The 25,655-nt window shown below is 68.1% G+C and carries 23 protein-coding genes; 15 read left to right on the top strand and 8 right to left on the bottom strand.

What is annotated here, in order from left to right; all coding sequences use genetic code 11:
• Nucleotides 1-54 precede the first annotated feature (54 nt).
• Nucleotides 55-1,125: a PucR family transcriptional regulator gene (locus JOD62_RS07895; protein ID WP_204938743.1), complete on the top strand. Its 1,071-nt coding sequence runs from the start codon at nt 55-57 to the stop codon at nt 1,123-1,125.
• A gap of 9 nt (nt 1,126-1,134) precedes the next feature.
• Here JOD62_RS07895 and JOD62_RS07900 read toward each other — a convergent pair whose 3' ends face one another.
• Nucleotides 1,135-2,058 (bottom strand): aminoglycoside phosphotransferase family protein, encoded by a 924-nt coding sequence (locus JOD62_RS07900; protein ID WP_204938744.1) that lies wholly within the window; start codon nt 2,056-2,058, stop codon nt 1,135-1,137.
• Nucleotides 2,059-2,258: 200 nt separating this feature from the next.
• Here JOD62_RS07900 and JOD62_RS07905 point away from each other — a divergent pair, with 200 nt between their 5' ends.
• From JOD62_RS07905 to JOD62_RS07920, 4 genes are read left to right on the top strand one after another with little or no spacing between them, the layout of a single operon-like run.
• Nucleotides 2,259-2,486 carry a ferredoxin gene (locus JOD62_RS07905; RefSeq protein WP_204938745.1) on the top strand — a complete coding sequence of 76 codons (228 nt, stop codon included), beginning with the start codon at nt 2,259-2,261 and terminating at the stop codon, nt 2,484-2,486.
• Nucleotides 2,487-2,488: 2 nt separating this feature from the next.
• Complete coding sequence (locus JOD62_RS07910; RefSeq protein WP_204938746.1) at nt 2,489-3,619, top strand: NAD(P)/FAD-dependent oxidoreductase; 1,131 nt, start codon at nt 2,489-2,491, stop codon at nt 3,617-3,619.
• A 16-nt stretch (nt 3,620-3,635) separates the two neighbouring features.
• Nucleotides 3,636-4,682, top strand: coding sequence for a zinc-binding dehydrogenase (locus tag JOD62_RS07915; RefSeq protein ID WP_204938747.1), 1,047 nt, complete (start codon nt 3,636-3,638; stop codon nt 4,680-4,682).
• A gap of 11 nt (nt 4,683-4,693) precedes the next feature.
• Nucleotides 4,694-5,863: a cytochrome P450 gene (locus JOD62_RS07920; RefSeq protein WP_204938748.1), complete on the top strand. Its 1,170-nt coding sequence runs from the start codon at nt 4,694-4,696 to the stop codon at nt 5,861-5,863.
• A 72-nt stretch (nt 5,864-5,935) separates the two neighbouring features.
• Here JOD62_RS07920 and JOD62_RS07925 read toward each other — a convergent pair whose 3' ends face one another.
• Complete coding sequence (locus tag JOD62_RS07925) at nt 5,936-8,482, bottom strand: lamin tail domain-containing protein (RefSeq protein ID WP_204938749.1); 2,547 nt, start codon at nt 8,480-8,482, stop codon at nt 5,936-5,938.
• A gap of 154 nt (nt 8,483-8,636) precedes the next feature.
• Between JOD62_RS07925 and coaBC the strand changes: the two genes are divergently transcribed.
• The 4 genes from coaBC to JOD62_RS07945 all read left to right on the top strand — a co-directional run bounded on the left by coaBC (nt 8,637) and on the right by JOD62_RS07945 (nt 13,844).
• Nucleotides 8,637-9,839: a bifunctional phosphopantothenoylcysteine decarboxylase/phosphopantothenate--cysteine ligase CoaBC gene (gene coaBC, locus JOD62_RS07930; protein WP_204938750.1), complete on the top strand. Its 1,203-nt coding sequence runs from the start codon at nt 8,637-8,639 to the stop codon at nt 9,837-9,839.
• A 172-nt stretch (nt 9,840-10,011) separates the two neighbouring features.
• Entirely contained in the window at nt 10,012-11,190 is a 1,179-nt protein-coding gene (locus JOD62_RS07935) for a hypothetical protein (protein WP_204938751.1), read from the top strand.
• Entirely contained in the window at nt 11,171-13,315 is a 2,145-nt protein-coding gene (locus JOD62_RS07940) for an ATP-dependent Clp protease ATP-binding subunit (RefSeq protein ID WP_204938752.1), read from the top strand. Before JOD62_RS07935 ends, JOD62_RS07940 begins: the two co-directional genes overlap by 20 nt.
• Before the next feature lie 61 nt (nt 13,316-13,376).
• A complete protein-coding gene (locus JOD62_RS07945; RefSeq protein WP_204938753.1) occupies nt 13,377-13,844 on the top strand; it encodes a hypothetical protein in 468 nt (155 codons plus the stop codon).
• Nucleotides 13,845-13,877: 33 nt separating this feature from the next.
• On the opposite strand, the gene JOD62_RS07950 is transcribed toward JOD62_RS07945, so the two are convergent.
• From JOD62_RS07950 to JOD62_RS07975, 6 genes are all read right to left on the bottom strand, one after another.
• A complete protein-coding gene (locus tag JOD62_RS07950) occupies nt 13,878-14,456 on the bottom strand; it encodes a nitroreductase family protein (protein WP_204938754.1) in 579 nt (192 codons plus the stop codon).
• A 125-nt stretch (nt 14,457-14,581) separates the two neighbouring features.
• Nucleotides 14,582-15,310, bottom strand: coding sequence for a hypothetical protein (locus tag JOD62_RS07955; protein ID WP_204938755.1), 729 nt, complete (start codon nt 15,308-15,310; stop codon nt 14,582-14,584).
• Between the two features lie 174 nt (nt 15,311-15,484).
• Complete coding sequence (locus tag JOD62_RS07960; protein ID WP_271171480.1) at nt 15,485-16,015, bottom strand: gluconokinase; 531 nt, start codon at nt 16,013-16,015, stop codon at nt 15,485-15,487.
• A complete protein-coding gene (manD, locus tag JOD62_RS07965) occupies nt 16,012-17,250 on the bottom strand; it encodes a D-mannonate dehydratase ManD (protein WP_204938756.1) in 1,239 nt (412 codons plus the stop codon). The genes JOD62_RS07960 and manD overlap by 4 nt, the downstream gene beginning before the upstream one ends.
• Nucleotides 17,251-17,353: 103 nt before the next feature.
• Nucleotides 17,354-18,493 carry an N-acetylglucosamine-6-phosphate deacetylase gene (locus JOD62_RS07970; RefSeq protein WP_204938757.1) on the bottom strand — a complete coding sequence of 380 codons (1,140 nt, stop codon included), beginning with the start codon at nt 18,491-18,493 and terminating at the stop codon, nt 17,354-17,356.
• Nucleotides 18,490-19,284, bottom strand: coding sequence for a 6-phosphogluconolactonase (locus JOD62_RS07975; protein ID WP_204938758.1), 795 nt, complete (start codon nt 19,282-19,284; stop codon nt 18,490-18,492). The genes JOD62_RS07970 and JOD62_RS07975 overlap by 4 nt, the downstream gene beginning before the upstream one ends.
• A gap of 71 nt (nt 19,285-19,355) precedes the next feature.
• Here JOD62_RS07975 and JOD62_RS07980 point away from each other — a divergent pair, with 71 nt between their 5' ends.
• From JOD62_RS07980 to JOD62_RS08005, 6 genes are all read left to right on the top strand, one after another.
• Nucleotides 19,356-20,360 (top strand): LacI family DNA-binding transcriptional regulator, encoded by a 1,005-nt coding sequence (locus tag JOD62_RS07980; RefSeq protein ID WP_204938759.1) that lies wholly within the window; start codon nt 19,356-19,358, stop codon nt 20,358-20,360.
• Nucleotides 20,361-20,392: 32 nt separating this feature from the next.
• Nucleotides 20,393-21,391 (top strand): Gfo/Idh/MocA family protein, encoded by a 999-nt coding sequence (locus JOD62_RS07985; RefSeq protein WP_204938760.1) that lies wholly within the window; start codon nt 20,393-20,395, stop codon nt 21,389-21,391.
• A complete protein-coding gene (locus JOD62_RS07990) occupies nt 21,388-22,383 on the top strand; it encodes a Gfo/Idh/MocA family protein (protein WP_204938761.1) in 996 nt (331 codons plus the stop codon). The genes JOD62_RS07985 and JOD62_RS07990 overlap by 4 nt, the downstream gene beginning before the upstream one ends.
• A gap of 65 nt (nt 22,384-22,448) precedes the next feature.
• A complete protein-coding gene (locus JOD62_RS07995; RefSeq protein WP_204938762.1) occupies nt 22,449-23,741 on the top strand; it encodes an ABC transporter substrate-binding protein in 1,293 nt (430 codons plus the stop codon).
• A gap of 11 nt (nt 23,742-23,752) precedes the next feature.
• Nucleotides 23,753-24,676, top strand: coding sequence for a carbohydrate ABC transporter permease (locus JOD62_RS08000; RefSeq protein ID WP_271171481.1), 924 nt, complete (start codon nt 23,753-23,755; stop codon nt 24,674-24,676).
• A gap of 76 nt (nt 24,677-24,752) precedes the next feature.
• A complete protein-coding gene (locus tag JOD62_RS08005) occupies nt 24,753-25,601 on the top strand; it encodes a carbohydrate ABC transporter permease (RefSeq protein WP_239527110.1) in 849 nt (282 codons plus the stop codon).
• The last annotated feature ends 54 nt before the right edge of the window (nt 25,602-25,655 follow it).

Genomic DNA, 25,655 nt, shown 5'->3' on the forward strand with positions numbered 1-25,655 from the left:
CCCCGCCCCGAGAATCGAGGGGTCGGTCTCTGATCTGTGACAGGGTGGGGAGCTATGCACGATGGCGTCGAAGAACAGCTTGCGATACTCGCTGACGAGATCGGGGCGCCGCTGGTGCTGCTGGACGCCGAGTACTCGGTCGTCGCGTTCACCCCGCACAGTGTCGACGCCGACCCCTCGCGTGCGGGTGTGATCCTGCGCGGCTCGCCCCGCGAGTCGGTGCGGCAGGGATTGGATGCTGCAGGAGTGCGTGAGGCGCGCGGGCCGGTGCAGACCCCCGCGGTGCCGGGGGTCCCGTTGCGGATCCTGCTCCCGTTGCGCGTCGACGACGTGCTGATGGGCTTCGTCAGCTGGCTCGATGAGAACGATGACGCACAGGTGCGTCGCACCGAGGGCAGCCCCCGCGTGCACGCGATCGCTCAGCTGCTGCACGCGCGCGCGAGCGCCGATGATCGCTCAGACCTGGTGCGTCGTCTGATCGCCGGGCAGGTCTCGGTCAGCGAGCTGCAGGACGACGGTCTGGCGGCGGATGTGCCCTCTCGGGCGATCTCCGTGCGCGCAGATGGCACGGTTCCCGCTGTCGCGGAAGGTCTGCTTCCCGGGGCACTCGCTGCGCAGGTCGGCGGGGTGCTGGCGTTCATCGTCGCCGAAGATCTTCCCCTTGATGCCCTGCGCGAGCACCCGGGAATCGCGGTGGGCGTCGGCCCCGCGCTGCCCCTGGCGGAGGCGGCGATGTCGTGGCGGCAGGCGGTGCTGGCGTCGCGGATCGCGTCCCGCGGTGACACCGAGCACGGCAGCTTCGTGCGCTGGGATGACCTGGGCGTCGAGCGCCTGCTTGCGCGCATCCCGCTGGAACTCGTGCGGCACGAGGATCTGCCGAAGAGCGTGCGGATGCTGCTCGCCGACAGTCGTGGGCTCGACCTCGCTGACACGCTTCTCGCGTTCCTCGATCGCGGGGGCGACGCGGCGGCGGTGGCCGCCTCACGTGGGATCGCGCGCAGCACGGTCTATCACCGGCTCGAGCGGGCCAGTGCGGTGTCGGGTGTCCGCCTCGATGACGGCTCGGCACGCCTGGACCTGCATGCCGGTCTGCGCATCGCGCAGTTCGCGGGCCTGCTCGACTGAGGAGTCGACCTACGCCCCGAAGGTGCGGAGCGCGTCATCCACCGTCTTCGCGGGGCCGCTGATGGCGCGGCGCCCGTCTTCGATGTCCCACAGCGTGTTCTGCAGCAGGCGGGCGAGTGTCCAGGCGGCCGCACGGTCACGGTCGAGCGCGAGCATCTCCGTGAGGATGTCGAAGCGGCGCCGCACGATGCGGGGCGCGTCGGCGTCGCCGCCATCCGCGCTCCACCCGCTGTCCAGGGCAGGCCAGAGATCGAACCCGGCGTCGCCAACGAGGGGCTCCGGATCGATCGCCAGCCAGGGCTCGCGGTCTGCGGCGAGGACATTGCCGTAGTGCAGATCCCAGTGCAGGAGGTGAGTGCCGGGCTCGCTCTCGACCTCGGCGATCCTGCGTACCCATCGATCGATCCGAGACTGATCCTCGCTGTCGAGAAGACGCATCGCCGAAGGCGTGCCGTCGATCATCTCCGCAAGGATCGCCGCGAGGGTGGGGAGACCATCGGGGGTTGGAACGCCGTGCAGCTGCGTCAGGAGGTCACCGACGATGCGGATCGCGACGTCATCGTCGTCGATGGTTTCGAGGCTGCGATCGCCGTGGAGGCGCTCCAGCAGCATTCCACCCTGCTCGGTGTCGCTGTCGAGAAGTCGAACCGCTCCGCGGCCGTCCCATCGGGCGAGGCCGAGAATGGCTGCCCGGGTCTCTGGGCTCGGAGCCTGCAGCTTCAGCGCGGCCTGCGTCCCGTCGGAACGGCGCACGGGCACGAGGATCCCCGCCTCACCCGAACGGATCGCTCCGTCTGGTCGAAGATCCCACCGCCGCGCGAGACCGTGGGCGATCGACGGCAGCGCGCTCACCCAGGTGTGGCGTGCGTCATCCCCGTCCTCGAACTTGCGGAGGATCTCCGCAGGAATGAGGATCTGCTGCTCTTCGCCCATGCCCAACAGTTCACCACGGCCCGCGAGGCCTCGGCCGAGTGAGACGCCAATCCGATCAGGCCCGATCGTATTGCGACACGGTGTCGGATACAAGCAAGGGGATGTTGGACTGAGGTCCGATGAGTCGCCGCCCTCCTCGTTCATAGGCTGACGGCACGACGGTGAGCCCGTCGCATCCGTTCACCGACGAAAGGCTGATCATGGGCTCCGACATCGAGGTCTTCCCTCTCACGATCGACCAGACCCGCTGTGAGGCCTACGGCTTCTGCACCGAGGCGGCGCCGGCGCTGCTCGAACTCGACGATGAGGGCTATCTGCACGCTCTTGCGCATCCGGTGACCGCACAGGCGATCGCAGATGCGGAGGCCGCCGTGCGCGTCTGCCCCGTCGCCGCTCTGCGCCTCGAAGCCGTGGCCGTCGCGGAATGACCATGGAGCACATCCTCATCGTGGGCGCGGGCATTGCAGCGGTCACGGCCGCTGACGCCCTGCGTCGAGCCGGTCATACCGGGCGCATCACCGTTGTCGGCGACGAGCCGCACGCGCCGTATTCGCGACCGCCCCTCTCGAAGGGCGTGCTCAAAAAGACCGAGACGCTCGACTCCGTCACTCTCCCTGCGCTGCCCGCGGATGTCGAGCTGCTCCGAGGAACACCCGCCGTCGCCCTCGATCGCGACGCGCGGACCGTGCGTCTCGCCGACGGACAGTCGCTCCCCTATGACGGCCTCGTGATCGCCACGGGGGCACGGGCACGCACACTGCGTGCGGATGGTGCCGGGGAGACTGTGCTTCGCGGCATCGATGACGCGCTCGCGCTCGAAGCCCGCTGGGCACATGCCCGCTCTGTGCTCGTGATCGGCGGCGGATTCCTCGGCATGGAGGTCGCGTCGACCGCCCGGCACCTCGGTCTTGACGTCACCGTGATCGATCTCGTTCCGCACCTCGTCCGGCAGTTCGGCACCTACCTCACCGAGCGGATGACGGCGGCCGCCGAAGCATCCGGAGTCTCCCTCGTGGTCGCTCCCGAGGGCATCGAGCTCATTGGCGACGACGTCGTGCAGGGGGTGCGCACCGTCGGTGGGGCGACGCGCGCCGCCGACGTCGTCGTCAGTGCTGTCGGCGACCTGCCGAACGTGGAATGGCTTGCGTCTGCGGGGCTCGCGGATCCGCGTGGTCTTCTCGTCGACAGCCGCTGCAGAATCGCCCCCGACATCGTTGCGATCGGCGACGTCGCGCGGACCGGGGAACGTCGCACCCCGCACTGGGGTGCCGCGATCGATCAGGCGCGGGTCGCGGCGGTAGCACTGCTCCACGGCGACGAAGCGGCGGAGTACGTTCCGGCGCCGTACTTCTGGACGGAGCAGTGGGGGCTCGACCTCAAGATCTGCGGGGAGATTCCGATTGATGTCGAGCCGGAGGTCATCGCCGGGTCCTGGCACGAGAACTCGCTTCTGCTGCAGTACAGCGTCGATGGGGTGCCGGTCGCCGCGGCATCCGTGAACCGACGCTTCCCCATCACGAAGCTGCGCGCCCTCGCGCAGCCCGCTCTCGTCGCTTCCTGACGTTCGAAGGAGAACCATGCGCGCTGCGCTGCTGGAGGAACCCGGACGGGTCGTCGTCGCCGACGTGCCTGAACCTGTCATCGTCGACCCGCGCGACGTCATCGTCGACATCCGCTTCGCCGGGGTCTGTGGGTCGGATCTGTGGCCGTACCGCGGTCTCGTGGCGAAGACGCCCGGGTCGACGAGCGGACACGAGTTCCTCGGGGTCGTGCGCGCGCTCGGCGCGGAGGTCCGCGGGCTCGCCGTCGGCGACGCGGTGATCGCGCCTTTCCTGTTCTCGGACGGCGACTGCGAGGCCTGCGACCGCGGTCTCACCTCGCTGTGCGCGCGGGGTGGGATGTGGGGGAAGGATGCCGGTGGCGGGCAGGCCGAGCGCATCCGCGTGCCCTTCGGCGACGCGACCCTCGTGCGACTCCCGTGGGCTGCCGACGAGCTCGACGGAGCTCTGGCACGGGCACTCATGCCCGTGACGGATGTCTTCGCGACCGGCACACACGGCGCGACTCTCGCCGAGATCGCAGACGGTGACGCGGTCGTCGTGATCGGTGACGGTGCGGTCGGCATCTCGGCGGGAATCGCTGCACGCCGCCAGGGCGCCGGCAGCGTGCTCGTCGTCGGTGAGAATCCGGCGCGGCTCGCCGTGGCATCCGACTATGGGCTTGACGTTCTTCTCACGCATCGGGGAGATGACGCCGTGGGCAGCGTGCTCGCATCGACCGGTGCTCGTCGCCCCGATCGTGTGATCGAGTGCGTGGGGGTGGAGGAATCCTTCGCCTCTGGGTTGGAGCTCGTCCGGGACGGCGGACGGATGAGTTTCGTCGGCGTGCCGCACGGTGTGACACCGATCGCGCCGATGCGGCTGTTCGCCCGACAGATCTCGCTCGTCGGGGGAGTGGCGCCCGCGCGGCACTACCTGCCAGGCCTCGTGGAAGAGGTGCGGTCCCGGGTTCTCGACCTCGCGCCTCTCGTCGAGGCCGAGTACGCGCTCAGTGAGGTCGCGGATGCGTACGCGGCGATGGACAGCGGGGAGGCCCTCAAGGTCATCCTCGACGTAAGCAGATGAAAGAGCAGACCATGACCCATCCGACACTCGACATCGACCTCTTCACGGACGAGGCCCTCGCCGAGCCCTTCGAGGGATATCGGCAGATCCGCGAGGCGGGACCCGCCGTGTTCCTCGAACGCTACGGTGTCTGGGCGATCGGGCGCTACGAGCCGTTGCGCGCGGCGCTCGCCGACTGGGAGACCTTCTCCTCGGCGCAGGGGATCGGCCTGAGCCAGGCGTCGAACCGCACGACCAAGGGGCTCATCATCGCGACGGATCCGCCCGAGCATGACCGGCTGCGCGGCGTGCTGGCCGACAAGCTCTCACCGCGGGCGCTGCGGGGGATGGGCGGATGGATCCGCGAACAGGCCGAGGCACACGTGGAGCGCGTGCTGGCGCAGGGCGGGTTCGACGCCGTGACTGCCCTCGCTGCCCCCTTCCCTGTGCAGATCGTCCTCGACCTCGTGGGTCTCCCGCAGGAGATGCGACCGAAAGTGCTCGGCTGGGCGGAAGCCGCATTCAACGCGGGCGGACCGCCCGTGCCGCGGACGTTCGAGGCGCAGCCGCTGCTGGAGGAGCAGTTCGCGATGCTTGCCGAGATCGACTCCGACGCGCTCGCCGAGGGCAGCTTCGGCCGGGCGATCTACGATGCCGCGGCGGAGGGCAAGATCGACCGCGACTCGTGCGTACCCCTCATGTCGGCCTACGTCACGGCGGGGCTCGACACCACGATCAATGCGGTGAGCGCAGCGATCCAGCTCTTCGCGGAGCATCCGGAGCAGTGGGATGCGATCCGTGCCGACCAGTCACTGATGGGCGGAGCATTCAACGAGATCGTGCGGCACCAGTCGCCGGTGTCGTGGTTCAGCCGTGTGACGACGCGGGATGCGGATGTCGACGGGGTCGTGATCCCCGCCGGCTCGCGCGTCATGATGATGTACGCCTCGGGCAACCGTGACGAGCGCAAGTGGGACGATCCGGAGCGCTTCGACGTGCACCGCAACCCGGTCGACCACCTCGCGTTCGGATATGCCGTGCACGGCTGTGCGGGACAGGGCCTCGCCCGGCTGGAGGCCATCTCTCTGCTGCAGGCGCTGAGCACCCGGGTCGCGCGCTTCGAGATCGGCACTCCGGTGCCGCGGCTGAACAACCGCATCCGCGGGCTCGCCTCGTTGCCGACGGTGGCTGTTCGCGCCTAACTGACGTTGAAGGAGCGATGTTCACCCTGATCTCGATGATTCGAGGGTGAACATCGCTCCTTGAGCGGTGCGTCAGCTCTCGGTGCGGCGGCGGCGTGCGATCACGAGGATCGCGCCGCTCAGCGTCAGCATGACCGCCGAGCCGAGCAGCGCCCAGGCGGGCTCGGCTCCGGTGGTCGCGAGGGCACCGGCAGCGGATGCTCCGGATCCGCCTGTGTTCGTACCGCCACCGGGCTTCGTGCCGGGGGTGTCGGTGCCGCCTCCGGGGGTGCCGGGGGTGCCGGGCTCACCCGGAGTGCCGGGTTCGCCCGGCGTTCCGGGGCCGCCGGGCTCGCCGCCGCCGTCGGTCGTGCAGGCCATCGCGCCTGCGCGCAGCGCGTGTCCGTCCGTCTCGCCGTCATCCGCCCAGACCGCGGCGCGCGCGCCGTCGGTGCAGACGGGGGAGAGCGCGAAGCCCTCGTTGTTGAGGTTCGGCATTCCTGCGGGGCGTGCGACGACGGTCGACACGGTGAAGGCTCCGGATGCGACGCGGGCTGCCGGAGCAGCATCCGCACCGATTTTCAGCGCAGCCATGCGCCCCTCGCAGGTGTCATCGCAGACAGCCCACAGGGTGTCGGTCGCCGGGTCGTACTCCAGCTCCATGACTCCGGGGAAGCCACTGTCGATCGTCGCGACGCGGGTGAAGCCTGCGCCGTCTGCATCGAGCACGTAGCCGTACACGCCGCCGGTCGCTTCCAGCGCGACGAAGAAGACGCCTCCGGAGTGCGCGCCGTAGCCGGCCGGATCGTAGGCGGCGCCGGTCGACTCGTCGACAAATCCTGCGGCGACGAGGTCGGCATCCGGGATCCACGCGATGCCCTCGAGGCCAGCGTTGGCGCCGACCACGGGGAGATCGCTCACCAGGTTCCACTCGGCGCTCGCGACGAGTTCGCCCGCGCTCGTGCCGGGCTGGTACCGCAGCACGGACGGGCGACTGATCTTGCTCGCGCTGTTGTTGCGCTCGGATGCCACGAAGATCTGATCGCCGACGAGCGCGACGCCCTCCGCGTCGACCTTGCCGGTGCCGTCGGGGTAGCGCAGTGCGCTTCCGCCGGTCCAGCCGGCGTCCTCGACCCACGATGCGCCATCGCGCACCAGGCGGTGCAGCGTGCCGTTGCCGTTGTTGACCGCCCAGAGGGCGGCGCCGTCGGCAGAGAAGGCGAGGCCGCTCATGTCCGATCCGAAGGTTCCCGCGACGTCTGCCGCCGTGATGTCGGCGGAGCCTGGCCAGACGTCGGCGGTGGGTTCCGTGCTGACGCAGGCGTTCGCCGCGCCGGGCGTCGCCGCGGTGCTCTCAGCGAAAGCGCCCGTGCCGTCGGGGCAGCGTGCCCAGGTGATCGCGGCGTGTGCGGTCCAGGCGTGCTCGTCGATGAGGGTGCCGGTGGCGTCGAACAGGCGCGCAGCATCCGCGCCGCCCAGCCCGAAGTTCTCGAACACGCTCACCTGCAGGTATCCGCCCGCGGCGATCGTCGTGCCGACCGGAAGGACCACCGGCGCCTTGTCGCCGGAGTCGCGCAGGCTGAAGCCCGAGGCGTCCACCGGCTCGGTCGAGATGTTGATGAGCTCGACCCAGTCGCCCACGGCGTCGCCGTTGCTCTCGATCTCGTTGATGCGCACGGGGGTCGCGCAGTCGTTGGGTGCGCCCTTGGTCGGCGCCGTCGTGACGCCCCACGCTCCCGTGCCGTCGGGGCAGCGGCCGAACGTGGTCGGGGAGTGGCCGCCGTCGGCGACCGCCGTCCAGGAGTAGGAGTCGATGAGCGTGACGCCGTCGGCGAGGAAGAGGCGCGCCGAGTCGGCCTTGCCGAGTCCGTATCCGAGGAAGGTCTCCTCGGCGACCCAGAAGCCACCCGCCGGGATGCTCGTGCCCGCCGGGATCACGGCCACGTGCGCATCGTCGCTGTCGCGCACGATGAAGCCCGAGAGATCGACGGCGGATGCCCCGGCGTTGTAGAACTCGATCCAGTCGCCGGGCACACCGTCGCTGGACTCGACCTCGTTGACCACGACCTTCGGAATCTCCGACGGGTCGACCGGATCGACGGGGTCGACAGGCTTCTCGGGGATCGAGCAGTCGTTCGCAGCGCCAGGTGTGGCCGTCACCGAGACGAGGAATCCGTCACCGCAGAAGCTGTACGAGGTGGGGGCGTGGTCGGTCCAGGCGAACTGGTCGACGAGCGTCGTCGCGTCCGGCAGGTACACACGCACGGTGTCGGCGCGGCCCAGCCCGAAGCCGGCTTCGGAGTCGTCGTCGACCGTGATCACCGCGAAGGCGCCCGGTGCGAGGAGGGTTCCGGCGGCGATCGCGAAGGTGCGGTCGTCCTTGTCGTCCTTGACGATCCAGCCCGAGAGGTCGACGGCCGCGTCACCGGTGTTGGTCAGCTCGACAGCATCCGCGACCGTGCTGTTGTTCTGGAACACCTCATTGATGCGGACGCTCGGGGTGGGTGCGGCTGCGGGCGTCGTCTCGGCGGCCGCGGCAGGGCTCGCTGCGAACAGCGGTGCGATGAGCGCGAACGCGGCCAGCGCGGTCGATGCGCCGCGGGCGACGGTGCGAGTCGGAGGGCGGACGGATGAACGCAAGAGCATCTCCTTCGGGTGGGCGCGAGGTCACGCGCATGCCCGTTCACGCTCCCGAGGTCGGGTGAACGCGGGCCGTGCGCCCGATGAACGCCCCGCAGCGCCCGTATGAACGTCGTCTCGACCGTGCGCGCAACCGGTGAGGCAGAATCGAAGCGTGAACATCGTCGTAGGGGTCACCGGTGGTATCGCCGCGTACAAGTCAGTTCAGCTCGTGCGGCTGCTGATCAAAGCGGGGCATGAGGTGCATGTCATCCCGACCGAGGATGCGCTCCGCTTCGTCGGCCTGCCGACGTGGGAGGCGATCAGCCGCAACCCGGTCACGACGAGCGTGCATGACGACGTCGCGAAGGTGCGCCACGTCGCCCTCGGACAGAATGCAGAGCTCGTGATCGTTGCCCCTGCCACGGCCAACACGATCGCGAAGATGACGGCAGGCCTCGCCGATGACCTGCTCGGCACGACGCTTCTGGCGACGAAGGCGCCGGTCGTGATCGCCCCCGCGATGCACACCGAGATGTGGCAGCATCCGGCGACACAGGCGAACATCGCGACGCTGCGCTCGCGTGGCGTGCACATCGTCGGTCCGGATGCGGGTGAGCTGACCGGCGGCGACAGCGGGCCGGGGCGGATGGTCGAGCCGGAGGCGCTGGTGGATGCTGCGTTCGCCGTGCTCGTTCCGCAGGATCTCGACGGAGTGCGGGTCGTCATCTCGGCCGGCGGAACCCGCGAACCCATCGACCCCGTGCGCTACCTGGGCAACCGTTCGAGCGGCAGACAGGGAGTGGCGCTCGCCGCGGAGGCGGCCGCCCGCGGTGCGAGCGTGACGCTGGTGGCGGCGAACATCGCCCAGGACGTGCTGGCCGCCGCGTCCGGTGTGCGTGTTGTGCCTGTGGCGACGGCCCGCGAGTTGCAGGACGCGATGGCGGATGCTGCGCCCACGGCGGATGTCATCATCATGGCCGCCGCCGTTGCGGACTATCGCCCGGCGACGGTATCGACGTCGAAGCTGACCAAGGAGGACGGCGTGCTGGAGCGCATCGACCTCCTCGAGAACGATGACGTGGTCGCGGGGCTGGCGGCAGCGCGGGTGCCAGGTCAGACCATCGTCGCGTTCGCTGCGGAGACGGATCCGGATGCTGCCGCCCGTCGCGATCGCGCTCGCCGCAAACGCGAACGCAAGGGCGTCGACCTGCTCGCCGTGAATCTCGCGAACGAGGAGCACGGCTTCGAGAAGGCGGACAACGCGGTCGAGATCATCGGTCAGGAAGGTGCCGTCGTCGGCGAGGCCGCCGGTGCGAAGCGCGTCGTCGCTGCGGCGATCCTGGACGCGGTCGTCGGGCTGCGGGCCTCCCGCTAGCGGAGGACTTCTCCTCCAACGGAGGAGCTTTCGCGCAGAAGAGTCCTCCGATCAGTGAGTTCTCCTGCGCGGCGGCTGCGCGAACGCGGCGTGGGCGTGCACTCCGGGCTTGTCGTCCACAGGCTGCGGGAAACATGCCGCGTACGCCCGGTCTGTTCGCCATGATGTGAGCGTGAACACACAGAGCGTCGAGAATCAGGGCCCTTCGGGCGAGAGCAATCACGCGGGCGCGGGTTTGGAGGGTAGTCAGGCCGCACTGTTTCTCATCGCAGGCCCATTCCTGACGTTCTCGTGCGCCTTGGTTCCCTTCATGCTGGCCGGTGTGCTCACGAGCCCCGACCGGTCGGATTACTGGATGCAACTGGGGCGGATCGCAGACCTGCTTCAACCCCTCCTCGGTGACTTCATCGGCGTGGCCGGAGTCATCGCAACGCTTCTGGTCGCGCTTGCCGCCGCTACGAACTTCGGCCGAGGACACCACATGCTTGATGCGCGAGCGCGGTTCGCGATCGCGGCGATCGTGCTCATCTGCGTGATCGGACTGTCGATCGTCGCCGCGGGGACGATCGTGATCGCCGTTGACAATCCACGTGAGTGGGTGAGAGTTCTTCCGATCCTTCTCGTCTCGTGGGTTGTGGGACTGGCGGGGCAAGTCGTCGGATCGGGCGCTACGCCGCAACTTCGTGCGTATGAGGCCAAGAAGGTCTGGCATGCGCGCAAGGACCGTGCGCGGGCTCGAGGGATTGGCTGGCAAGACCTGTATCCGAAGAAGCGGAAGCGAGTGCTCGCAGAACTGCTCCTGTGGGGAGTGCCGATCGTCGTCTGGGGAGTGATCGTCGGGGTGTTGATCGCGACGGGCGAGGAATGGCTGCGCGAGAACGGCCCATCGATGTTCGCGCTGGGAATGACGCTCTTCGGCGGCAATCTGCTCGTCGTCGCTGGCTGGCGGGTATCCGCCGATGTGTCGGTGTCGCCGTGGGCGCGGGTAGTGCAGGCTCTGAGTATCGGGATCGTCGGACTCGCCATGAGTGTCTCCCTCGCGATCGTGGTCATCACCTCGTCTACGGTCATTGCATCGTTTGGCTGGTGGGTTCTCGGCGCCTCGGCGGTGACGGCGATCGTGGTCGCGGTTCCGTGGGTTCGTCGTTGGATATGGCCGATGGCCATCATCGAGCGAGCTTCGACGATTGGGGCATTGAGGCGTGTTCGTGCGTGGAGGGATCGGATGGTCGCCGCCCGGAATGCGGAGGCTCCTAGCGCAGCATCCGCCCCTCTGTTAAACTTGAGTCCAAGCCACTCAACTTTGAAGGAGTCTCTCCAAGGAGGAAACGATGACAACGCCCCAGAATGACGAACAGCAAAGCGCCCTCGAACAGTTCGGAATCAACCTCACTGACCGTGCCCGCCAGGGCAAGCTCGACCCGGTGATCGGTCGTGACAGTGAGATTCGCCGTGTGAGCCAGGTGCTTACCCGCCGCACGAAGAACAACCCTGTCCTGATCGGTGAGCCCGGCGTCGGCAAGACCGCCGTCGCGGAAGGGCTGGCGCAGCGCATCGTCGCCGGTGACGTCGCCGAATCCCTGAAAGACAAAGAGCTCGTCTCGCTCGACATCTCGGCTCTCGTGGCCGGTGCGATGTACCGCGGCCAGTTCGAAGAGCGCCTGAAGAGCGTGCTCAAGGAGATCACCGAGTCGGATGGCCGCATCATCACCTTCATCGATGAGCTGCACGTGCTCATGGGTGCGGGTGGCGGCGAAGGCTCGGTGGCGGCGTCCAACATGCTCAAGCCGATGCTCGCGCGCGGTGAGCTCCGCCTGATCGGTGCCACCACGCTCAACGAGTACCGCGAGTTCATCGAGAAGGATGCTGCGCTGGAGCGCCGTTTCCAGCAGGTGTACGTGGGCGAGCCATCCGTCGAAGACACCATCGCGATTCTTCGCGGGCTCAAGGGCCGCTACGAAGCGCACCACGGTGTGACGATTTCCGACAGTGCGCTCGTCGCTGCCGCTGCGCTCTCGAACCGCTACATTCCGAGTCGTCAGCTGCCGGACAAGGCGATCGACCTCGTGGACGAATCGATGTCCCGTCTCAAGATGGAGATCGACTCTTCGCCTGTCGAGATCGACCAGCTCAAGCGTCAGGTCGACCGGATGAAGCTCGAAGAGCTGGCGCTCAAGAAAGAGAAGGATGCTGCGTCGAAGGAGCGCCTTGCTGCGCTTCGCGAGCAGCTTGTCGACCTGGAGCGCGAGCTCGATGTTCTCGAGCAGCGCTGGGCGCGTGAGCGCCAGAGCCTCAACCGCGTCGGCGACCTGAAGAAGCAGCTCGACGAGGCGGTCACGCAGCGCGACCGCGCACTGCGTGAGGCCGACTATGCGAAGGCATCGAAGCTCGAGTACGAGACCATCAAGCGACTCGAACGCGACATCGCCGAGGCCGAGCAGGCAGAGGCATCCGGAGCAGACGAGCCTCGCATGGTCAACGAGCAGGTGACCGAGGAAGACATCGCCGCCGTCATCGCCGCATGGACGGGCATTCCTGTCGGTCGGCTCATGCAGGGGGAGAGCGAGAAGCTGCTGCACCTGGAAGCCGAGCTCGGCAAGCGCCTTATCGGTCAGAAGAACGCTGTCGCAGCGGTGTCGGATGCGGTTCGCCGCTCGCGTGCGGGCATCAACGACCCCGGTCGCCCGACCGGATCGTTCCTGTTCCTCGGGCCGACCGGTGTCGGAAAGACCGAGCTGGCCAAGGCTCTCGCGGAGTTCCTCTTCGACGACGAGCACGCCATGGTGCGGATCGACATGTCGGAGTACGGCGAGAAGCACTCGGTCTCGCGGCTCGTCGGTGCCCCTCCGGGCTACGTCGGCTATGAGCAGGGCGGTCAGCTGACCGAGGCGGTTCGTCGCCGCCCCTACAGCGTCGTGCTGCTGGACGAGGTCGAGAAGGCGCATCCGGAGGTCTTCGACGTGCTCCTGCAGGTCATGGATGACGGACGCCTGACCGATGGTCAGGGGCGCACGGTCGACTTCTCGAACGTGATCCTGATCCTCACCTCGAACCTGGGCTCGCCGATTCTCATCGACCCGACTCTGTCGCTCGAAGAGAAGAACGATGCCGTGCAGGCGCTCGTGCGTCAGGCCTTCAAGCCCGAGTTCGTGAACCGGCTCGATGACATCGTCATCTTCCAGGCGCTCAGCGAAGACGATCTCGCGCAGATCGTCGAGCTCGCGGTCGATCAGCTGCAGGCTCGCCTGCACGAGCGTCGACTGACTCTCGCGGTGACTCCGGATGCTCGCGCCTGGCTGGCCGAGCGCGGATACGACCCGGTGTACGGGGCGCGCCCGCTGCGTCGGCTCATCCAGAAGGAGATCCAGAACCGCCTCGCCACCGCGCTGCTCTCGGGCAGCGTGCACGACGGCGACACCGTGCGGGTCGATGTTGCGACCGACGGGGCCGGGCTCACGCTCATCCCGCAGCGCTAAGACGCAGGGCACTAGTGGCGCGCATCACGCTTCGGCGGATGCGCGCCACTAGTATTTCGGCATGAAACTCTCCGGACGATTCGTATTCGTCTTCCAGTGGATCGCTCCGGTCGTGCTCATCGGATGGGTGCTCTTCGGCAGGGGACTGCTGGGAGCACCGCTCGGATGGCTCGCCGCGATCGGTCTCTTCCTGTCGCCCATCGCGCTCCTCGCCATGTACATCCCACCCGTACTCGTGCTCTTCGACCGCGAGGCGCGGATGTCGGCGCGCACACGGCAGGGGTACGAGATCGCGAGCTACACGCTCTGGGGCGTGCTGGTCGTCATGGGCATCGTGATCGTCGACGGGGGAGACGCCGGTCCCGTCGGTTCGCTGCTCACGATGTGGACCGGAATGGATGCGGGCGGGGGCGAAGTGTTCCTCGTGCCGGTGATGTTGCTCGCGGTCGTGGCGCTCGCCGCGCAGCTGGTCATGGCTGTTGTGGGGATCGTGGTCGCGCGTAAGACCGCCCCGGTGGCTGCTCGCTAGACCGGTCCGGGGCGGTGTGCCTTGCGCCTGTGATCAGTCGTTGAGAAGAACCGTCTCGGACAGCAGGCGACGCTCGCGCGGTGCGACCTCGCGCTCAGCGAGCGGGCCGGGCAGGGACGAAGGGTCGCCGACGAGGCCGACAGCGATCATCGTCGTAGGAACGAAGCGGGCTTCGAGGCCGGCGATCTCGCTGACCGCGGCGCGGTCGAAGCCACCCATCTGGTGCACATGCAGACCGTCGTGGTGGGCCTGCACGGTGAAGTGTGCGACTGCCTGGCCGAGGTCGTAGGCGGCGAAGTGAATCGGCTGGCCTTCGGCATCCGCGGTCTCTGCGACCGCGACGATCAGCGCGGCAGCGGAACCCGCCCACGCGGTGTTGAAGCCGGCCAGCGTGCCGAAGAGCTGGCGGTGAAGCTCGGATCCGCGACGGGCGACGATGAAGCGCCAGGGCTGCACATTGTTGGCAGACGGCGACCAGCGTGCAGCCTCAAGGGCCGAGGAGAGAGCGTCCTCATCGATGGGCGTGATCGGGTCGAACGCGCGAGGGCTCCAGCGCCCGTCGAGAACGACGGGGTGATCGGTGGGAGCGGTGCGATCGAGGACAGCGGTCATGAAGAGGCCTTTCGTGGTCGGAATGCTTGGACCACGCTGTCCGTATGTAAAGGCTAAACCCATGCGAGTGGATGGATATTCCGCACATCGCCAGCGAGGGCGAGCGGGACGACGCCGAGGGAGGCTCAAGCCCCGAGCTCGGGCGCGACCTTCTTCTCGAGCACCTGCACGGCTTCGTCGGAGAGCGAGATGAGGCCGTCGAGCTCTTGGCGGACGCGCTTGTACGCCGCCTGGCGTTCCGCTGAAGTGGCCGACTCATCGACGGCGACCTTCAGTAGCTGCTGTGCGCGGTCCAGGCGCTTGCGCTCATCCTCGGTGAAGGTCGAGTTGCGCAGGCGGCGCGCATCCTTCTCGGCGATCTCGAACGCCACAGCGTAGTCGCCGACGGCATCGAGATACTCGGCCGCCTGCTGCTCGGTGATCTTGGTGTCGGCAGAGGCGGGGCGCAGGGCATCCGCCGTCTTCTTGGCGCGGAGGAACGCCGCCGTCAACGGCTGCCGACCGTCACTCATGGCAGGGAAGGCGATGAGCTTCGCGACATCGAGTTCATAGTCGAGCCAGCGCGCGGTGATCTCGTCGTGCTCAGCGAGGGTGCGCGCGAGCAGCTGCGCGGATGCTGCGGCCGGCGCGCTCTTCGCGGGGAGAACTGTCCGCGCAGGTGCTCCTCCGCGCGCGGCGATCTGCGCAGTCTTGATCTCTGCCTTGAGCCGCAGCGTCTCCATGCGACGCTCGTGGCGACGCTTCGCGCTCTTCTCCATCGCCTTGTAGACGCCGCCGATCGCGCCCGACGTCATCGCGAGGATCGGAAACGCCAACCACCAGTAGTTGCCGGCGAAGGTCCAGAACGCATTCATGATGCTGACAGCCTAGTTCTGGCGGGCCCCGATCGGGAGCAGGTGCCGTCTCGTCGCGCACGGTGTTCACAACTCCGCCAGAATGCGCCGATTTTGGGCTGAAGCTGCAAATCGGGTCGATCTGCTTCAGTTCTGGAGGAGTTGTGAACCGGCGGCCACCGAGAAGAGCCGCGCCTAGCTCGACGCAGACACGAGACGGATGCCGTAGCGGCGCAGCATCCGCTCGACGAGCACCTCTGGTGCCGCATCCACCTCGATCGTGATGCCCTGCTCATCGTCGCCAAGCGGCTCGAGCGCGGCGAGCTGCGACTGCAGCAGCGCGGGCGGCATGAAATGCCCCTGGCGTGCCGATACCTGGGCTTCGATCTGCGTGGCATCCGCCGAGAGCAGCACGAACGGCGTCTGCGGTGCTTGCGCACGCAGCGCATCGCGGTATGCGCGCTTGAGGGCCGAGCAGGCGACGACAGCAGGCGGATGCTGAGCCAGCTCGGCGCCCACCCGGGCAAGCCATGGCCAACGGTCCTCGTCCGTGAGCGGAATGCCCGCACTCATCTTGGCGATGTTCGCTGCGCCGTGCAGGTCGTCGGCGTCGACGAAGCGAAGGCCCGTGCGCTGCGCGAACAGCTCGGCCACGGTCGACTTTCCCACTCCGGAGACCCCCATCACGACGAGGGAGGTGCCGACATCGGTCGGTGCGGGGATCACCAGTCGTGCACCGTGCCGTCGGCGAGTCGGTTGTACGGCAGGTAGGCCTGCTCGTACGGGTACTTGCCCGCCTCGTCCACGTTGAGCTCGACGCCGAGTCCCGGGGCGTCACCCGGGTGCAGCAGGCCGTTCCGCCAGGTGAAGGACTGCTCGAACACCTGATCGGTCTTGGCTCCGTGCTGCATGTACTCCTGGATGCCGAAGTTGTGGATCGCGAGACCCAGGTGCATCGCGGCGGCCATGCCGACGGGGGAGATGTCGGTGGGCCCGTGCATGCCGGACTTGATCTGGTACATCGCCGCGTAGTCGAGGGTCTTCTTCAGCGCGCTGATGCCGCCCATGTGCGTGACGGCGCCGCGCACGTAGTCGATGAGCTGGTCGCGGATGATGTCCTTGAAATCCCAGACGGTGTTGAAGATCTCGCCAATCGCGAGTGGCGTCGTCGTGTGCTGACGCACGAGGCGAAGGGCTTCCTGGTTCTCGGCCGGCGTGCAGTCCTCGAGCCAGAACAGATCGTAGGGCTCGAGTGACTTGCCGAGCTTCGCCGCCTGGATCGGTGTCATCCGGTGGTGGCCGTCGTGCAGCAGCGGGATGTCTGGGCCGAACTCATTGCGCACGGCTTCGAAGACGCCGGGGAGGTGATGCAGGTACGCCCGGGTGTCCCAGTCCTCCTCGACCGGCTTGGCGCCGCGGCGGGCGGGCTCGTGGTCGTAGCGTGCCTCGCCTCCGCCGGTGTCTGCGGCCTGGGATGCGATGCCGTAGATCGCCTTGAGTCCGGGTACGCCCGTCTGGATACGGATGGCGCGATAGCCCTGCTCCAGGTGGGAGCGCACCGAGTCGAACAGCTCGGGCAGTTCCTTGCCCGAGGCGTGGCCGTAGGCGAGCAGCCCGCTGCGCGATGCGCCTCCGAGCAGCTGGTACACGGGCATCCCGGCCTTCTTGCCCTTGATGTCCCACAGCGCCATGTCGACCGCGGCGATCGCCGCCATGGTCACCGGGCCGCGCCGCCAGTACGCGCTGCGGTACAGGAACTGCCAGGTGTCTTCGATGCGGTCCTCGTCGGCTCCGATCAGCAGCGGAACGACGTGTTCGCTGAGGTAGGCGACGACCGCGAGCTCGCGGCCGTTGAGGGTCGCGTCGCCGAGACCGGTGACGCCGTCGGCGGTGGTGATCTTCAGCGTGACGAAGTTGCGGTCGGGGCTCGTGACGATGACGTCGGCTCTGTCGATGGTCATGGGTCTCCTCGGGAGGGTGGTGGGTCGCCAGCGTTCTGGATCGACGGGAAGGGATGCCACGGCGCAGCGGTGCGCGAGGCGAGAGGGGCGAGGGGGAGCGGCGTCAGACGGTCGCGGGCTCGCCGGCGATGAGCACTCGTACGGGGTGGATCTCGGTATCGCCCGGGGCCCATTCGAATTGCACGACATCCGCGCGTGCGCCCGGCTGCCAGAGCGCGGGCAGCCCGAGGGCCGCTGCGGGCGCGTGCGTCGCGAGGGCGTACGCCGTGGCGAGTGAGTCAGTGATGCGGGCGACGGTCGCGACGCCCACGTCGAGCGTCTGAACGGATCCGGCGAGGTAACCGGTGGCTACGTGTCGCAGTGCTCCGTCGGACGCGAGCTCGACGCCGCCGCCCACGGTCGACTCGCCGCCGTGGCGCAGAGCGGCGGGCGTGGCGACGGCATCGCTCACGAGGAAGATCCCGTGGTCGCGCTTGGCCGCCAGCATCGTCGCGAGGGTGGAGTCGGGAAGGTGATGACCGTCGGCGATGACCCCGGCGCGGAGGCGGGGCTCAGCCAGCTGCGACCAGATGTAGTTGGGGTGTCGCGGCAGGACGCCATGCGCACCGTTGCCGAGGTGCGTCGACAATGTCGCCCCGGCGTCCACGACCGCGCGGATCTGCTCCTCGTCGGCATGCGTGTGGCCGATCGAGACCTGCACGCCGTTGGCGACCAGAAAGCGGGTCGCCTCGACCGCACCGTCGTGGTGCGGAGACAGGGTGACGACGCGGAGCAGACCGGATGCGGCATCGAGCCAGCGCTGCAGTTCGTCGATGCGGGGAGGGCGGATGTGCGCGAGAGGATGCACACCGCGGGGTCCGTCCTGCTCCGAGAGGCTGGGCCCTTCGATGTGAATACCGGCGACCGAACGGGCGATCGCCGGATCGGCGCAGGCGTCGACGACGGCGCGGATCCGGGAGATGATGTCGGATTCGGAGGCGGTGATGATCGTCGGCAGAAACCGCGTGACGCCCCGGGCGCTCAGGCTGCGGGACATCGCAGCGATTTGCGAGGCATCCGGCTGCGCCGCGTTCGCATCGCCTTCCGCGTGCCCGTTGACCTGGAGGTCGATGAGTCCGGGGCCGATCCACGGCAGGCTCGCGGCGGATGCGGCAAGCGGGCGGATCTCGACGATCTTGTCCCGTTCGACGACGAGTTCCACAGCCTCGCCGCTGAAGACGTCGCGACCACGCAGGAGAGTCATGAGCCGTGAACGACGACGCGTTGGCGCGCCGGTCCGGTCAGAGGGACGAGCGACGCCGCATCGCTGTCGACGTGCACCTCGCAGCGGGTGTGTCGGCGCAGGACGGTGCACGGCCACGCCTCCGTCACGGGTTCCTCGACGAGCGCACGCACGGCGTCGGCTTTGCGGGCGTCGGGAACGGCGCACACCAGGTGGCTGCCCGCGAGCAACGCCGGGATCGTCAGTGTGAGTGCGTGGGTCGGCACGTCTCCGAGGGTATCGAAGCACTCGTCATCCACCTGCTGCACGCGGCTGGCCTCGTCGAGAGCGACGATGCGCACCGGGGACGCCTCGTCGAAGCGCGCCTCGGGCGGATCGTTGAAGGCGATGTGTCCGTTGACGCCGATGCCGAGGCACACCAGATCGATCGGTGCCTCCTCCAGCAGCGTGACGTACTCAGCCGCCGACTGCTGCGCGCCGAGCTCTGTACGCATCGCGTGGAACACCGGTGGGGAGGAGAGCGCGTCGAGAAGGTGCGTGCGCAGCCAGTTGCCGAAGCGCTGGGGCGCGGCGGCGTCGAGCCCGACGTACTCGTCCATGTGCAGCACGGTGACCTTGGACCAGTCGATCCCCGGCTCCTGCGCAAGAGCGCGATACACATCGAGCTGGCTCGGAGCTGCGGCGGCGATCATACGGGCCGCGCCGCGCTCAGCGATCGCCGCGCGCAGCGTTGCGGCGGCGGATCGGGCGGCGCTGACACCCATCTCGGTGCGGTCGGGATGGACGTGCAGGGCGAACGTAGGCGTGCTCATGCGACACAACAATAGTGCAACCGGTTGCAAGCGCAAGTCCGGATCTGTGGAATCCCCACTATCGTTGACGCATGACCTCGAAACGCAACGGCAGGGCGACCCTGGCCGATGTCGCCGCGGCCGCGGGTGTGTCAAAGTCGACCGCCTCCCGCGCATTCAGCCGCCCCGAGCTGATCAGGCCAGAGAACGTCGAGCGCATCCGGCGGATCGCCGCGGAGCTCGGCTACACGGCGGATCCCCGTGCGCGCGCACTCTCGACCGGGCGCACGGCGAACATCGCGGTCATCGTTCCCGACATCGCCAACCCCTTCTTCCCGCCGCTCGTCCGGGCTGTCGAGTCGGGGGCCGAGCGGGCCGAGCTCGCCGTGTTCCTCGGCGACACCGACGAGAGCGCCTCGCGTGAGCGAGTCCTGGTCGACCGGCTCGAGAAGCAGGTGGACGGCTTCGTGCTCGCCTCCCCGCGCCTTCCCGATGCGCAGATCCGCGAGCTCGCCGAGCGGGTGCCCACGGTGCTGATCAATCGCGACATTCCGGGCGTGCATCGGGTTCTGGTCGATGCGGCGACCGGTGTGCGCGAAGCAGTCGAACTGCTCATCGCCCTCGGGCATCGGGCCATCGCGTACCTCGCGGGTCCGCCCGAGTCATGGGCGGATCAGCAGCGCCGGGACGCCGTCGTGCAGGCCGCCGCGCATGCGGGGCTCGCGCTCTCGGTGCTCGAACTCGGGCGCCCCAGTTACGAGGCGGGTCGCGAGTGCGTCGGCTCCATGATCGCGACGGGGGCGACGGCGGCGATCGCCTTCGATGATGTCATCGCCCATGGGGTGCTCGCCGGTTTCGCAACGCTCGGTCGCGAGGTGCCCGCGGATTTCAGCGTCATCGGGTGTGACGATGTGCTCGCGGCGACGACGTTCCCGGCGCTCACGACGATCTCCGGTGGTTCGGCGGCGAGTGGTGCGGCCGCGCTCGACACGCTGCTCGCGCTCATCGATGGCGAGCACCCGGAGCAGCGCACCGCGATCGCGGGCCATCTGGTGCATCGGGCGAGTGTCTCGGCGGTGCGTCAACACGCACGTTGACACTGCAACCGGTTGCATGACACAATGCCGACATGACAGGCATCGTGATCGCCGGCGTGGCCCACTCCCACGTCGACTACGCCACCGCAGAGCTGCGGGCGCGACAAGACCTCTCCCTGCTCGGCGTCTTCGACGCAGACCGTGACGCGGCGGCGCGCATCGCCGAGCCTTTCGGTGCACCCGTGGCCGAGTCGCTCGACGCACTGCTCGCGCTCGGCCCGGAGATCGTCGTCTGCGCCGGTGTGTACAGCGAGCGCGCCGCCACCGTGATCGCCGCCCTCGAGTCCGGCGCCGATGTGCTCTGCGACAAGCCGCTGTGCATCGCCCTCGACGAACTCGACCAGATCGTCGCGGCCTGCCGGCGCACCGGGCGGCACGTCGCCCTCATGCTGGAGAAGCGCACCTACCCAGAGACGCTCGCGCTGCAGGCGGCGCTTCGTTCAGGAGAAATTGGCCGGCCCGTCGCCTTCTCGTCATGGGCGCCGCATAAGCTCCTGCGCGACGTGCGCGCTCCCTGGTTCCTCGATCCCGCCCGCTACGGCGGCATCCTCGCCGACCTGCTCGTGCACGATGTCGACATCGCGCTGCAGGTGACGGGCGCCACCCGCGGAACCGTCCGCGGCTGGCTCGGTCCGCAGATCGACACCGGATTCCACCTGCAGGGCGGAGCGACAGTCTCGTTCGGTGACATCGGTGGCCCTGTGCTCAGTGCGGAAGTCGATTGGCTCACTCCCGCAGGCTCCGAGATCCACGGCGACTACCGCATGCGCGTCGTGGGCACCGAGGGCACCGCGGAGCTCTACTGGGGCCGTGGGCGCTGCGAACTCACCACCGCGACGCAGGCACGTCACGATGTGGCCCTCGACGCCGGCCGTCGTCCCGCAGAAGACGCCCTCGACGCCCTGCTGGCCGGGGGCGAGCGCGCGGCCGAGGCCACGAGCGACGCGATTCTCGCCACCCGCATCGCCCTGCTCGCCGAGCAGAGCGCCCGCTCCGGTGGGATCGAACTCACCTGGGAGCACACCGCATGATCGACATCGCCATCATCGGAGCCGGATTCATCGGAGGCGTGCACGCGCGTCTCATCGATTCGATCGACGGCGCGCGGGTCAGCGCGGTCATCGACTCGAACGTCGACCGGGCGCAGGCTCTCGCCGCACCGCGAGGGGCGCGAGTCGCCACATCACTGGATGATCTCGGCGATCACGTTCCCCACCTCGTGAGCATCTGCACGGTGAGCGCCGGCCACGCCGATCTCGCCATCGCCGCACTCGAACGCGGCTTCCCCGTACTCGTCGAGAAGCCCGTCGACATCACGCTCGAGGCTGCTGCGCGGTTGGCCGACGCGGCGCGACTGCATGATCGGGTCGTCGGCGTCGTCAGTCAGCGTCGGTTCCTCCCCACCGCACAGGCGCTGCGGGAGGCCATCGACGCCGGACGCCTCGGGAAGCTCACGGGTGGAACCGTCGAGTCGCCCTTCTTCCGGGCCCAGTCGTATTACGACTCCGGCGACTGGCGCGGTACCCGGGAGTACGACGGAGGTGGCGCTCTCATGAACCAGGGCGTGCACGCCCTCGACCTGCTCCTCTGGTTCCTCGGCGACCCGGCGAGCGTCAGCGCGGCATCCGCATGCGTGGCGCATGAGCGCATCGAGGTCGAAGACGTCGTCGGTGCGGCGATCGCGTTCCGCTCCGGGGCGGTCGGCACCGCCTTCGCCTCGACCGCGGCCTTCCCCGAAAGCGGTGTTCGGCTGTCGGTGTTCGGCACGGAAGGATCAGCCACGATCGCCGACGGGCGCCTCACGATGCGCTTCGCCGACGACGAGGTCGTGATCGAAGACTCGGCTCCCGACGGCTGGTCGACGATCGACTGGGCGCACCGGGCACAGTACGTCGACGTTCTCGCAGCCATCGCCGAGAACCGCGCGCCGGCCATCGGCATCGAGGACGGCCGCCGCGCGCTGGCATCCGTCCTCGGCATCTACGAATCGGCCGAGACCGGCCGTGCCGTCTCTCTCATCTGAAATCCCGACACCATACCCACCCGGTGGTGGATTCTTCCACCACCGCTACCAACGGAGGTAGAAGCATGAAGCGCACAGCACGACTCAGCATTGCTCTCGCAGGCGTGACCGCAGTGAGCCTGGCACTTGCCGGCTGCGCGGGCGGTTCGACACCCGCCACGGAAGAAGGCGGCGATGTCACGCTGCGCTTCGCCTGGTGGGGTTCGGATGCACGCCACACGGCCACGCAGGCGGCGATCGATGCCTTCGAGGAGGCCAACCCCGGCATCACGGTGGAGGCCGAGTTCGGCGACTGGGGTGGCTACTGGGATCGCCTGGCAACGCAGACCGCCGGCGGCAACGCCCCCGACGTGATGCAGATGAGCGACGCCTACCTTGCGGAGTACGCCGGTCGCGGGGTGCTCCTGCCGCTCGATGATCGCGCGGAGATCGACTTCTCGGGTCTCGACGCAGGCGGCGTCGCGAGCGGCGAGGTGGACGGAAAGCTCTACGCGCTGCAGGCGGGAGCCAACTTCCCGGCGGTGCTCGCCAATCCGGCGCTCTTCGAAGCCGCGGGCATCGAGATGCCGGACGACAGCACCTGGTCGTGGGAGGACTACGTGCAGGTCGCGGCGGACCTCACCAAGGCCGGTGTCGGCGCTGTCGGCACCGACTCGATCATCGGAGACCCGGTGACGAACGCCTGGCTGCTGCAGCACGGCGACTCGCTGTTCACCGCAGACGGCAAGGTCGGATTCGACAAGGACGGCCTGACCGGGTTCTTCGAGCTCGTCTCCGAGCTCTCGACCTCGGGCGCCGCGCCTGCGGCCTCGGTCATCACCGAGCAGATGGTGCTCTCGCCCGATCAGTGGGGCATCGCCACGGGCAAGAGCGCGATGGGCTTCGCCTGGTCGAACCTGCTGACCACGATCGAAGGATCGCTCGGATCGGAGCTGGATCTGCTGCGCATGCCGACCGACAGCAAGGAATCGGGCCTGTACCTCCGCGGGGCGATGTATTACGCGATCTCCGCGGGCACCAAGCATCCTGTCGAGTCCGCGAAGCTCATCGACTTCCTGCTCAACGATGAGGCGGCAGCCGATGAGCTGCTCGCCGAGCGCGGACTGCCCCTGAACACGAGCATCCGCGAGTACATCGCCGACAAGGTCAGCGACCCTGAGCAGCGGCTCATCGCCTTCACGGTCGACAACGCCGACGCCCTCGGCACGGCGCCGTCGGTCCCCGCCGTCGGCGGCGGGACGTACGACCAGGTGATCCAGCGCGGCATCTCGGACGTGCTGTTCGGCACGCTGAGCCCCAAGGAAGCATCCGAGCGCGTGCACACCGAACTCAGCGACCTGTTGACGGCCGCCGGCTGACGGATCCTCTCGTGACAGACACCACCCTCACTCGCACCCCCTCCCGCGCCAAGCGCGGGAGGGGGTGGCGGGACTCCCTCGCCGCCTACGGGTTCCTCGCGCCGTGGATCATCGGCATGCTCGCCTTCACGATCGGGCCCGTGATCGCGTCGTTCTTCCTCTCCTTCACGCAGTACAACCTGCTGCAGCCGCCCACCTGGATCGGCACCAAGAACTACGAGATGATGCTGCAGGACGAGCGCCTGCACCACTCGATCGGCGTGACCTTCACGTATGTCGCGGTCGCCGTGCCTCTGCAGCTGATCGTCGCGCTCGCGCTCGCGATGCTGCTCGACCGCGGTATGCGCGGCATGTCGTTCTATCGCTCTGCCTTCTACCTGCCGTCGATGCTCGGCGCCTCCGTCGCGATCGCCGTGCTCTGGCGGCAGATGTTCGGCGCCGACGGACTCGTCAACCAGGTGCTCGCGATGTTCGGCGTGGAGGGTGCCAGCTGGATCGCGAGTCCCGACACGGCGCTGGGCACGCTCATCCTGTTGCACATCTGGACCTTCGGCTCCCCGCTCGTGATCTTCCTCGCGGGGCTGCGCAACATTCCGCGCATGTACTACGAGGCCGCGCAGGTCGACGGCGCAGGACCGCTGCGTCGATTCGGCGCCATCACGCTCCCGCTGCTGTCGCCCATCATCTTCTTCAATCTGGTGCTGCAGATCATCGGCGCATTCCAGACCTTCACGCAGGCCTTCGTGGTCTCGAACGGTACGGGCGGCCCCTCGGACGCCACGCTGTTCTTCACGCTGTACCTCTACCAGAAGGGCTTCCCGGGCTTCCAGATGGGCTATGCCTCGGCGATGGCCTGGCTGCTGCTGCTCATCGTCGCTGCGGTGACGGCTCTCAACTTCTGGATCTCGAAATGGTGGGTGTTCTATGAAGACTGAGACCGTAAGAACAGGCGCTGACGGCGAAGGCTCGGCAACGCAGCTGATCGTCACGGGGTCGACGGATCCGCGCCCGATGCGCATCACACGTACCGCGGGATCGCGCGTCCGATCCGTGCTCAAGCACGTCGGTCTCTCGCTGCTGGGACTGCTCATGCTGTATCCACTGCTCTGGATGCTCGTAAGCTCGTTCCGCCCCACGGAGGACATCTTCAGCTCGCCGGGCCTCTCGCTGGAGGGGTTCACGCTCGAGAACTACACGCTCGGCTGGGACGCGCTTTCGCACCCCTTCGGTCGATACCTGCTGAACTCCGCCGTCGTCGTGCTCGGTGCGATCGTCGGCAACCTCATCTCCTGCTCGCTCGCGGCCTATGCGTTCGCCCGGCTGACGTTCCGCGGCAGCAAGTGGATGTTCGGGCTCATGCTGCTGACGATCATGCTGCCGCTGCAGGTGATCATCGTCCCGCAGTACATCATGTTCAACTCGGTCGGCTGGGTGAACACGGTGCTGCCGCTGATCATCCCGAAGCTGTTCGCGACGGATGCCTTCTTCATCTTCCTCATGGTGCAGTTCATCCGCGGTCTGCCCCGCGAGCTCGACGAGGCGGCGCGCATCGACGGGTGCGGGCACTTCCGCACCTTCACGCAGATCCTGCTGCCGCTCATGACCCCGGCGCTCGCGACGACGGCGATCTTCACCTTCATCTGGACGTGGAACGACTTCTTCAGCCAGGTGATCTACCTCACCTCGCCCGAGTCCTACACGGTGCAGCCCGCACTGCGTGCGTTCCTCGATTCGCAGGGGCAGAGCTCGTGGGGTCCGCTGTTCGCGATGTCGATCGTCTCGATCATCCCGGTCTTCCTGGCGTTCCTCTTCGGCCAGAAGTACCTGGTGCGGGGTATCGCGACGACGGGAATGAAGTGAGCGCAGCGCTTCTCGGGTCCCCTCGGCTCCGCCGGGGGGACCTTTCCCGTCCGC

Source organism: Microbacterium keratanolyticum, assembly GCF_016907255.1.
GTDB classification, from domain to species: Bacteria; Actinomycetota; Actinomycetes; order Actinomycetales; family Microbacteriaceae; genus Microbacterium; species Microbacterium keratanolyticum.